Here is a 10710-nt window from a genome sequence, read left to right on the forward strand (position 1 = left end):
ATTTAGCATCAATAAATTGATAAAAAATATCACATGTAACATTTACATGTGATAAAATTATGCTAATATAAGTTGTATAAAAAATTAAAGAATAACCAAAATTTATGAAAAAAACCAAAGAAGCTAAAAGCTCAGCATTTTATCAACAACAATACCGACAACGTTTAAGAGAACAGGGGTTGATAAAAAAAGAAGTTTGGATTTTGCCTGAAAATACTGCTGAGTTACTTGAAATCGAAAAAAAATTTCGTCAACCAGCTGTAGAAAATAAATCTTTTTTGTACCATGTGAAGGAAAACAATGAAATGAAAAATAAAGAAATCTGGAAAATTAATGACCTTTTCCAAGAATTAAATCAAACTGATTTAATCAAACAAGGTTCTGCTAGTATTGAAATAATTGATGGTGTCGATGCTTGTTTACATATCATTATGCATGACTATGGTGATTTACCACTTTTTTTAAGCGTTTCAAATCAGCAAATTATTGTTGAAGCTCTACTTTGGCCACTTTCACTAATCAAAAATCCTTCATCATTTAATGAAGAAATTCTATCTGCTAGAAAACTATTTGCTTTATCAACTATTGCAATTGAAAAAACAGGGGATGGAGAAATCAATTACATTATGTATGGTGCACTTAGTTCATCCTCAACCTTAAACGATATTATTTATGAACTCGAAATGTTATCAGACAATGTGATCAAAGCGACTGAAGCTTATGAGCATTTCTTTAATATTGAATAGTTAAAGCGAAAAGTTATATAAGGAGTTAAATATGGTTATCTTCAAAAAATTAGTAACAGCATTACGTGGTGGAATAAATGAAGTTGGTGAGTCAATAATTGATTCTCAAGCGTTACGTATATTAGACCAAGAAATTAGAGATGCTGATGAAGAATTAAGACAAGCTAAAGAATCATTAGCTAATATTCTAGCAGAACAAAAATTAGCAGAGAAACAAGTTGAATCAACAAAAGCTCAAATAAATGAATATGAAGCATATGCTATTAAAGCACTTGAAAATAACAATGAAGAGTTAGCTTTGGAAGTAGCAGAAAAACTTTCGGTACTCGAAAATCAATATGAAAATAACAAAAAGCAAGCTAACTATTTTGCTGAAAGTGTTAAAAATTTACGACAAACTATTTCACAATCTGAAATCAATATTCGTAATTTAAAACAACAAGTTGATATAGTTAAAGCTACTGAAAGTGTCCAAAAAGCACAATCTGCAGTAGCACAGCGTTACGGTGGTTCAACAGCTAAATTGCATACTGCACTCGATTCATTAGATAGAATCAAAAAACGGCAAGAAAAAGCTGCTGCCACTTTTGAAGCAAAAAAAGAATTAGCAGCAACTGAAAATCCTGATTCGCTTGATAGTAAATTAGAAGCGGCTGGTATTAAAGCTGGCAATAATAATGCAGCTTCAATTTTAGCTAGATTAAAAGAAAAACAATCGAATTAAAGTTTTCGCGTTTTGATGTTTTTAAGTTAGAATAGCAAAAACAATTATAAAATAATTAATTAGTTAAAACTAGTTTGGATAGATGAAGGGAATATAATGGAACTGTTTTGGGGAATATTTTTTTCTTTTCCCGTAATTATCTTTAGTGCATTGTTAACAATCTGTATCTTATATTGGTTTGTTGCAGCATTAGGACTATTAAGTATTGACTGTTTAGATTTTGATATCAGTGTCAATGATGTTTATAGTGATGTTCCATCTACTGGATTAGGTGGTTTATTAATGAAATTTGGCTTCAATGAAGTACCAATGACTCTCATCATCACTTTGATCTCTTTAATTGGATGGTCAATTTGTTATTTTGCCTTTCGTCTATTAATCCTACCTTTGTATAATTTTGTATTTCTTTATTATTTAGCAGGGATAGCTCTTTTAATTATCTCATTTATTTTATCAGTCTATTTAACTGCTTTTTTTATTAAACCACTTCGTCCTTTATTCAGAAAGTTGATAATTAACCACAATCATAAATCATTATTAGGGCAAGTTATCGAAATACGCTCAAGTACCGTAACCAGAACTAAAGGACAAGCTACCTATGAAGATGGAGGAGCGGGCCTTATTTTAGAGGTAAGATGTGATGAATCTTATCAATTCAAGCGCGGTGATAAAGCCGTAATCCTTCAGTATGATGAAACAACAAATTGTTATGAAATAATTAGCCTAAAAGATTTTAATGGCTAATAGAAGTTAATTTGGAGAATAGAAAAATATGTCTTTAAGCAGTGATACTATAATGTTTTTTTTGGTAATAGTTGGAAGTATATTCCTTGTAATTGTCGGATTCTTCCTATTATTTAAGGCATTTTACATAAAGGTTCCTCAAGGTACGGCGCTTATTGTTAATGACATGACGTCAAAACCTAAAGTTCATTTTACTGGTGCATTGGTATATCCAATCATCTACAAAAAAGAGTTCATGAAAATTTCCTTGATCACTTTTGACGTAGAACGAAGAGGTAAAGATGGTTTAATTTGCCAAGACAACCTTAGGGCTGACATCTGCGTAGCCTTCTATTTACGCGTTAATGAAACAACAGAAGATGTTCTTAAAGTTGCCAAATCAATCGGTGTAGATCGTGCATCAGACCAACAAGCGGTAAGCACACTATTTAGTGCTAAATTTTCAGAAGCATTGAAAACCGTAGGTAAACAATTTGAACTTGCAAAGCTATTTGAAGATCGAATGAATTTCCGTGAACGTATCATTGATGTAATAGGTAAAGACCTTAACGGTTATGCCCTTGAAGATGTTGCTATCGATTATTTAGAACAAACTCCAATTAAATCACTCGACCCAGATAATATTTTTGATGCTGAAGGTATTAATAAAATTACAGCTATAACTGCTGTACATAAAGATGAAACCAATAAGCGAGAACGCGATCTAGAGTTAGCTCTTAAGAAAAAAGATACTGAAACTATCGAAGCTAAACTTGAATTAGAACGTCAACAAGCTGACGCTGAGGCTCGACAAAAACGTGAAATTGAAACTATTCGAGCTAGAGAAGCCGCTGAAACATTAAAAGTTCAAGAAGAAGAACGTTTGAAAGCTGAACAAGCTAGAATTCAAACCCAACAAGAAATTGAAGTAAGAGAAGAGAATCGTTTACGTGAAGTAGAAGTTGCACAGAATAACCGTCTAAGAGCTATTGCGATTGAAGAAGAACGTGTAATCCGAGCTCGTTCACTTGAAATTGTTGCTCGTGAACGTGAAGTTGAACTACAACGAATAGAGAAAGACAAAGTTGTAGAAGAGGAAAAGAAACAGATTGCTAATGTTATTCGTGAACGTGTAGCAGTTGAAAAAACAGTTGCAGTTGAAGAGGAAAACATTAAAGAAGTTCGTGAAGTTTCAAGAGCAGATCGTGAAAAACAAACAACAATTATTGAAGCTGAAGCTAGAGCTGAACAAGAGCTAGTTAAACAAGTAAAACAAGCTGAGGCAGATGAACAATCATCTAAACATCGCGCAATTGAAATCAGCACGATGGCTCAAGCTGAATTAGAAGCTGCAGCTAAACAAGCTGAAGCTAAAAAACAATTAGCTCAGGGTATAGAAGCCGAAGAAGCGGCAATAGGCCTTGCTGAAGCTAAAGTACGTAAAGCAAGAGCAGAAGCAGAAGAAAAAGAAGGTTTAGTCAAAGCAAATATTACAGCTGAGACATTATTAGCTGAAGCGAAAGGTAATCAAGAAAAAGGCTTAGCAGAAGCTAAAGTTATTGAAGCCAAAGCAATTGCAGTAGAAAAACAAGGTTTAACTGAAGCTAAAGTACTTGAGGAAAAACTTTCTGCTCAAGCTCGTGGTGATGAACGTATTGGATTCGCAAAAGCATCAGCAACAAAAGAACAAGGTCTTGCAGAAGCGTTAGTAATTCGCGAAAAATTAACTGCTGAGGCAAATGGTTTAGTAGATAAGTTCCAAGCAATGGGTACGATGAATGAACAATCGAAAAATCATGAGGAATTCCGTTTAGCGCTTGAAAAAGGTTTCGAACAAGCCATGGCTGCTATTGCTGCTAACAAAGAAATTGCTAGAGAACAAGCTGACGTGCTTGCTGCGGCATTCAGTAAAGCCAATATTGAAATTGTAGGCGGTAATGATAACTTCTTTAATAGCTTCTCTAAAGCAATTAGTGTAGGTAAAGCAATAGAAGGAACTGTTAATCAGAGCCCTGTACTACAATCTGCATTACAGTCAGTACTATCTCGCTTATCGGGAGACAAAAACATAAACATAAAAGAGACTTTGCAAAACACTGATTTAAAAGCGTTAGCAAAACAATTTTTGTCATCCAATAATGAGAATGAATAGGTTACTATCAGAATAGCCATTTATCTATAATGTAATCAGTTTTAGGTAGGATTCATTTCCTACCTAAAACATTAGGTATTTCAGTATTATCTTCAACGAGTAAAACATGTCAGAAACCCAAGATCAGCAACAAACATCAATTGATAAAGCAGTCGCGGAAGGCGGAGCTTATGAAATTCTTCGTAAACGTTTAACCTCTTTAGGACAAGAACTTAATCAAAAGACAGAAGCTCTAAATCAGGAAAGGCTATCTGAGTTTGGTAAAAGTGACATGTCCATTATTAGCCGTATTCGTATTAGAACGGAAAATAACTGTGTAGCACGAGATATTGTTCGCTTTGGTGATTGGTTGTTGTTTGGTTATAACGTCTATTTAGGATTAAAAAAAGAAACCAAGATAGAAGATGTATTTTCACTTTATCAATTAGTAGAACGTGATAACAATTATGAAGCTGATCCGGTTGATCTCTCAAATACATTCTTAAATATAGATCGATTTATACAAGACTTTAATGAGCTTTATACTTATTATAAAAATGCCCAGTTACTTCAGCTTGTTGAACGTGATGGAAAACTTCTTGCTAGTTTTCAAATTGGAGAACGAATTAGTGATATTCGTGTATTTCGATGGTCTATATCTAGCGATAAAAAAACAATCGAGTATATAGATAATCGAGGTGAGCGAGATATCGCACTACCACCTGCCTACGATTTTGAATGGATCGAAACAACACGTGAAGATATTGTTAATGGGCGATTTCCTCATATCAATGTTCTTGATACAGTATTTGTTGAAACCATTGGTGGTGACTTAACAATAAAGTGTGAAAATAATACTAATGATGGTTTAGGAATTTATCGAGAAGAGGTTGTTGATAAAAATCAATCAATTAATGATGCTAAAATAGAATATGCAAAAGTTGGTTCATTAATCCTATTGAAAATTCTCCCTTACCGCGAAGACAATTGGCGCTATTTAGTTTATAACTCGCTAACCCAGCAAGTCCATCGTATAGATTTTATTGGTCAATCATGTATTCAACTTCCAGAAGATCATGGAATTATATTTCCTGGGGGATACTACTTACAAAATGGAGATTATAAAACTTTTGACCAATCAATATCAGGTATGCGTTTCAGACGAATTCGCCGTTCACCAAATGGTGAAGATGTTTTATATATTTTCTATGACCCAAGCAATGGGCGACTAGCACTGTTCAATTATAATATGATTGAACGCAAACTAGATAACCCAATTTTAGGTCATGGCTACGCCGTTTTTGAAGATGGTCGAATGGTCGTTTTTGAAGGAGAAAGTGATGAGCCAACTAGAGTTCATCCAATGCAAATTTGGCAAACTCCTTTTTATAGTGATGAATATGCAGCACAACAACCGACAAATAATAGCTTCCTCGGAAAAATAGGTAATGCTGAACTTGTTCGCGGAATTTCAGATCTGTATTTTATCTCGCGCGAAATCAATAACCAGGCAGTCTCTTCACAACTTTATAGCAAACTAAGTGAAGATACAAAACGGCTCTTTGATAATTACTTTTGGCTCAATGACGAGAAACACCTATCATTCTCCCCTATTCTTCGTAATATTTCACAAACGAGTGAATTAGTTATAGATGAGTATGAAAAAGTCGAAAGCATTCGACGTCAATCCGAAAGCGCTATGCGTGAGGCAATTTCTAATCAACAAGATTTATTAACCAAGCTTTACCCTGATAGCTGGCAAGAAACACAAGAATTTGTTGATGCATTAAATGCAATAAAATTACAACTAGGCAGTTTAGTCACATTAAGAACTTACCGATACATTGATTTAGACCAAATCGATGAAATGGAAAATAAACTAAAAGCTAGACAAGCTGAGGTTTCATTAGCTACTGCTGAGTTTTTAGGAAGTGATAAAGCATTAGAGCCATTCAATGTAAAAATTGACGATATTGAACAGCAAATTACCAAAGCAGATACTGTTGCAAAATTACTTGAATCTGTTGAAATAACAGAAACTATGTCAACTGATTTAGATATGCTTTCACAATTGATAGCAACCCTAAAATTTGATGATGTCACATTACAAACTAAAATCATAGAATCAATAGCTGAAGTCTATGCAAAACTTAACCAAACAAAAGCTAAAATCCAACAAAAACGAAAAAATTTAGCTAATGTTGAAATGGTCGCTCAATTTGGTGCTCAATTTAAATTATTTGGCCAAAGTATCGCCAATGCCTTGAGTATGGCAACAACACCTGAAAAATGTGATGATGAGCTATCTCGTCTTCTAGTACAACTCGAAGAGCTTGAAAATCAATTCAGTGAAAGTGAAGAGTTCCTTAATGATATTCTGGCTAAACGGGAAGAAATATTAGAATCATTTGAAACCCATAAACAATCACTACTTGAAGATAGAACAAGACGAACAGAAGCGTTACTTACGGCTGCCAATCGAATTTTAGATAGTATACCAAGAAGAACGGCTAAATTTTCTGATCAAAATGAGTTAAATGCTTTTTTTGTTGCCGACGCTTTAGCTTTAAAAATTCGTGAAATAGTCGAAAAATTAAGAGCACTTTTTGATAATGTCAAAGCAGATGATATTGAATCTCGTTTCCAAAGTGCCAGAGATCAATCAATACGTGCCTTACGAGATAAATCAGAAATATTTGAATCTGGCGGAAATGTAATCAAACTGGGGCCAAGACATAAGTTTAGTGTCAACACTCAAGAACTTGATTTAACCATTGTACCAAAAGAAGATCATCTTTATTTGCAATTAACGGGTACTGATTATCAGGAAAGAATTAATCACCCTAAATTAGAAAGTTATAAACCTTTCTGGTCAATTTCATTAGAATCCGAATCGCCTAGTGTTTACCGTGGTGAATATTTAGCATATTCAATAATTAATTCAGCGCTTAAAAAAGAGCATGATTTAAGTTATGACGATTTAAAAAATCAATTAAACCAACCTGAAGTATTAGCTAAAACAGTAAGAGATTATGCGTCAATGCGATATCGTGAGGGCTATGAAAAAGGGATTCACGATCACGATGCATTAAAAATATTAGCCAAACTGATCCCGCTAGGTGAAGCGGCCGGTCTATTACGCTATAACCCTTTAGCCCGAAGCTTAGCTATTCTTTTTTGGCATCATAATCAAAAGAGTGATATTGCCAAATTATGGCCAGAGCGAGCCAAAACTTGTAAAGATATACTGGCGTTATTTGGTCATGATGAAGGTATAAGAAATCTTCAAACAGAGATGTCTTTTGAATTAACCCAATTTTTAGAAAAGTATCCTATTCAACATAAACAGTATCATGTAAAACAAGCAACTGAATATTTAAGCTATATATTAGCCGAAACACCGCAACAATTTACGTTAAGTAAATATGGCCACTATCTATTTGAAGGTTTAAAAGCCCGCCTCGAGGAATCTCATATGTGGGGTGATTTTAACCAATCACAAAGCAATCTTCAAAAACGACTTGCCGATCGCTGGATTCTAATCGAAAGTTGGTTTAAAGGTCTTTGTACCCTACCCCAATATCAAAAACTATCAGACTATATTGCTGAAGCTTTAGTATTGTGTATGTTAGATAAAGAAAGTAGCATTACGCTGGGAATTAGCGAGCTTGAGCTTGATATTTCCGTCAACGATTTACTTGGCGATCATCCAAATATAATTCAGGGAGTGTTGAATATTAATCTTGATGATTTCTTTAGTCGCATGCGTAAACAGTCCAGAATTATTATTCCGGAGTTTCAGCATTATCAAAGTCTTCGTCAGGAAGTACTCGATGAACAACGTGATCTTCTACATCTGGAGGAATTTAAGGCTAAACCATTAAGTTCGTTTGTGCGAAACAAACTCATTAATCAAGTTTACTTACCTATCATTGGTGATAACTTAGCTAAACAAATGGGAACGGTTGGTGAAACTAGACGTACCGATTTAATGGGGTTATTACTGCTTATATCTCCACCGGGTTATGGTAAAACGACATTAATGGAATATGTTGCTAATCGTCTTGGATTAATCTTTATGAAGATTAACGGACCGGCTTTAGGCCATAGTGTGTTATCTTTCGATCCAAATCAAGCACCGAATGCAACTGCCAAACAAGAGCTAGTAAAACTTAATCTAGCGCTTGAAATGGGAAATAACGTCATGCTTTATATTGATGATATACAGCACACCAATCCGGAATTCTTACAAAAATTCATCTCCCTTTGTGATGGTTCACGCCGAATAGAAGGTGTTTGGAAAGAAAAAACTAAGACCTATGATCTCCGAGGTAAAAAATTCTGCGTTATTATGTCAGGTAACCCGTATACTGAATCAGGAGAAGTATTCAAAATACCAGATATGTTGGCTAACCGTGCAGATATTTATAATTTAGGTGAAGTTCTTGGTGGTATGGATGAAGTTTTTGCTTCAAGTTATATTGAAAACTGCTTAACTTCAAATCCAATTCTAGCACCACTTGCTTTACGTGACTTAAATGATCTTTATCAACTCATTGACCATGCACAAGGCAAGCCACTTAACAGCAATGAATTAAGTTATGCTTACAGCCAAGCAGAAATCAGTGAAATTGTTGCAGTACTTAGTCACCTATTGAAAATTAGAGAAGTGGTATTCAAAGTTAACAAACAATACATCGTTAGTGCAGCTCAATCAGATAAATATCGTACAGAACCACCTTTCAAACTTCAAGGTAGTTATCGAAACATGAATAAACTTGCTGAGAAGGTTTCTTCTGTTATGAATGATGATGAACTTAATCAAATCATCAACGATCACTATTTGGGTGAAGCTCAACTATTAACTAATGGTGCTGAAGAAAATCTTCTTAAACTCGCTGAAATTCGTGGCGTATTAACTGATACACAAACTAAACGTTGGCAAAAAATCAAAGCTGATTTTATACGCAATAAAACACTAGGTGGTGATGAAAGTGATACCGGAAACCAAATTGTTACGCAATTGGCTGACTTAGTGCAAAGTGTACAGGCTTTGCAGTTATCATCAAATAAAAAACCGAAAAAAGAGAAAAGAAATACAAAAGGTAAATAGCGAATTTTAATTATATTTTATTGTTAATAAAAAAGGCGGAAATAGACTTCCGCTTTTTTATTATTTAGTTAACAAGGTAATTGAAATAGGTCAAATCCACATTAATGATAAAAATCCGTATAATAAATAGGCAAAAATATAACAACCTATTGGTGTGATTATCAATAAAATACCTAATCTTCGCATAATTTTGGTTTTAGCTAAGCATAAAATTATTAGACCAATTACGAAAACTAATAAATAAACCCACCAAAAGATAAATAGTGACAATATAAAAAAACCTATTCCATTTAAATAAATCATTTAATTAACTCCATTAATTATTGTTTTTTCAAAATTATATCACTAATTAATTTTTATAAACCATACACACAAATCCTGATTCAATTATATCATAATTATCATAATAGAAATCAATACGGCTGGCTGCTAAAGAATGAAGGCAGAAATTATGAAATTAGATTTACTCTTTTATTGAAACCTTATCAATTACAACAATTGTTTTATTAATTTCCTCATTTCGTTTATTTAAATTGGTGAAAAAACATACTCCCTCAAATGCTATCCATTTGTTCAAATTTTAGATGTGGTCACAATCTGCTTGCAAAATGTGAATAAAGATAATCCAGCATTAAACATTTAACATTAAACTTTTGATTATATTTACCTTTTACGGCACCCCTACAGGATTAAAAGTAATTAGTTAACATTTTTAATATTATAAATATATTTTAAATGTAAAAATAAAATACCGAGAAAAATACCGAGATTATACTTCTATGATAAAGCACTCATTGCAATATAACCAAGGATTACATTGAAACTAAGACAGATATAAATATTCTATTGATTAGTTAAATTTCAATCTATCCACAACAAATTATAGTAAATTGTAAATAATATAGCTCATTTTATAAATTTTAGTGCAAAATAATAAATTTAGGATGAACTATGTTTTTTCTATCTAAACTATTTAAATCAACAAAACCTCAAACAGTAAATCAGTGGTTAGACGAGTATATAAAGATTCTCGATGGACGCAATTTAAAACCGAAAACAATCGAAATAAAAACATATTTAATAAAAGTTATTCGTCAGCAAATTGGAGATAATCCTCTCCCCCAAATAACCCCTCCTGATATTTCCAAAATCATTAAAATCTACACAGACCAGGATAAAGCACCTTCAGCAAAATGCATGTATCATCTGCTAAAAGACGTGTTTCGTGAGGCGTACGCTCACGGTTGGAATGACAGAAACCCAGCTGAACCAA

The 10710-nt window shown here is 33.4% G+C and carries 6 protein-coding genes; all 6 read left to right on the top strand.

Going from position 1 to position 10710, the window contains the following annotated elements; all coding sequences use genetic code 11:
• Positions 1 to 104 precede the first annotated feature (104 nt).
• Positions 105 to 746 (top strand): YjfI family protein, encoded by a 642-nt coding sequence (locus J3U00_RS07295; RefSeq protein WP_267332033.1) that lies wholly within the window; start codon positions 105 to 107, stop codon positions 744 to 746.
• A gap of 31 nt (positions 747 to 777) precedes the next feature.
• The gene (locus J3U00_RS07300; RefSeq protein WP_267332034.1) at positions 778 to 1470 is read left to right on the top strand and encodes a PspA/IM30 family protein; all 693 of its coding nucleotides are present in this window, start codon (positions 778 to 780) and stop codon (positions 1468 to 1470) included.
• Between the two features lie 96 nt (positions 1471 to 1566).
• Positions 1567 to 2214 carry a hypothetical protein gene (locus J3U00_RS07305; RefSeq protein ID WP_267332035.1) on the top strand — a complete coding sequence of 216 codons (648 nt, stop codon included), beginning with the start codon at positions 1567 to 1569 and terminating at the stop codon, positions 2212 to 2214.
• 28 nt (positions 2215 to 2242) lie between these two features.
• Positions 2243 to 4345 carry a hypothetical protein gene (locus J3U00_RS07310; RefSeq protein WP_065563261.1) on the top strand — a complete coding sequence of 701 codons (2103 nt, stop codon included), beginning with the start codon at positions 2243 to 2245 and terminating at the stop codon, positions 4343 to 4345.
• Positions 4346 to 4451: 106 nt separating this feature from the next.
• Complete coding sequence (locus J3U00_RS07315; RefSeq protein ID WP_267332036.1) at positions 4452 to 9437, top strand: DNA repair ATPase; 4986 nt, start codon at positions 4452 to 4454, stop codon at positions 9435 to 9437.
• Between the two features lie 951 nt (positions 9438 to 10388).
• Positions 10389 to 10710, top strand: a 322-nt coding sequence (locus J3U00_RS07320; protein ID WP_267332037.1) for a phage integrase central domain-containing protein, incomplete at its 3' end; no start/stop codon positions are given.

This window comes from Gilliamella sp. B3127, from assembly GCF_026536935.1.
Classification (GTDB): Bacteria; Pseudomonadota; Gammaproteobacteria; order Enterobacterales; family Orbaceae; genus Gilliamella; species Gilliamella apicola_E.